The 1,568-nt window shown below is 40.6% G+C and carries 1 pseudogene; it reads left to right on the top strand.

Annotated features, from left to right (window positions below):
* Positions 1-86: 86 nt before the first annotated feature.
* Positions 87-1,441 (top strand): annotated as a pseudogene (locus QUA54_RS34155) (IS5 family transposase); the annotation flags it as partial.
* Positions 1,442-1,568: the final 127 nt, after the last annotated feature.

Below are 1,568 nucleotides of genomic sequence, written 5' to 3'. Positions count from 1 at the left end.
AAACTCTCATGCTGCGTTCTTAGGGGAGGGGAGAGGGGCGACCCTCGAACCTCACCCGACAAACCCGTGCATCACCACCTGCGATCGTGTACAGAAAAGCTGAGCTTGCTACCCACTCACCTTCCGACTTTGAACTCCCCTCCTGTGGAAAATTGTCACTCCTTAACCGTTGGGTAAAAATGGCCGAACTTATCCCGTGGTCAGAATTTGAAGCAGAATATGCTAAAAACTTCCCCACAGAAATGGGGGCACCGGCCAAATCCTTTCGGATGGCGTTGGGGGCATTAATCATCAAAGAAAAACTCGGAATTAGCGATCGGAGACAGTCGAACAAATCCGGGAAAACCCGTATCTGCAATACTTTATCGGTCAATCAAGTTACAGTAACGAGCTGCCATTTGACCCATCACTATTAGTTCACTTTCGGCAACGAATTAGTCCCAACCTAATTAATAAAGTGAACGAGCGAATGGTCAAAAAAATACGCTCCCTCACCCCAGTTAAAACGGAAAAAAAAAAGGATTCGGACGCCAAAAATAAGTCAGTCAATAGTGGAAAATTAATCATAGATGCGACCTGCGCCCCAGCAGACATTAGTTACCCGACCGACTTAGGACTATTAAGTGGAGCCAGAGTTCATACCGAAAAAATTATAGACATCCTGTATAAACAGATCAAATATCAAACCAATAAAAAACCCAGAACCTACCGTAATCTCGCTCGAAAAGATTACTTATTAATAGCCAAACAAAGAAGACCATCCCGAAACAAAAAAAGACAAGCAATTAAAAAACAACTCCAATATATTAAAAGAAACTTGGCTCATATTGAACAGCTAATTGATTCAGGTTCGACCTTAGAAGGTTTGAATAAAAAGCAATATAAAACTTTGCTAGTCCTCACAGAAGTTTATCGCCAACAGCAATGGTTATTTGACAATAATAAACAGAGCATTGAGGATAGAATAGTAAGTTTAAGCCAACCCCATATCCGTCCCATAGTCAGAGAAAAAGCCGGAAAAAGCGTAGAATTTGGAGCTAAACTATCAGCGAGCTGTTTTGAAGGATATGTATTTTTAGACCGGATGAGCTGGGATAATTTCAACGAATCAGGAGACCTAAAAGCACAAGTAGAAGCATATCATAGCTTCACAGGATATTATCCAGAGTCCGTTCATGCAGATCGAATTTATCGTACCAGAGAAAACCGAGCTTGGTGTCATGAAAAAGGCATTAGAATCAGTGGGCCACCTTTAGGAAGACGTCCAGTAAATGTTAGTAAAGAAAAAAAGAAGCAAGCATTGGAAGATGACAGAATTAGGAATGCGATTGAGGGTAAATTCGGGGAAGGTAAACGAAGATTTGGTCTCAATCGAATCATGGCAAAACTTGATAATACTTCACAAACAACTATTGCTATCACTTTTTTAGTCATGAACCTTTGGGAGCATCCCGGTTTTGTAAATATCCGAATAAGTGTAAAATAGTTAAAATCAATAAAAGCGTCAAAAAAAGTCGAGAAAAAAACCCATGACCCCTGAAGAACTAGAGCAGTTGCAATTCTTTACG

This window comes from Microcoleus sp. MOSTC5 (genome assembly GCF_036701825.1).
Taxonomy (GTDB): domain Bacteria; phylum Cyanobacteriota; class Cyanobacteriia; order Cyanobacteriales; family Microcoleaceae; genus Microcoleus; species Microcoleus asticus.
The sequence above is the reverse complement of the archived record's forward strand: the minus strand, read 5'-3'. Positions and strand labels throughout refer to the sequence as shown.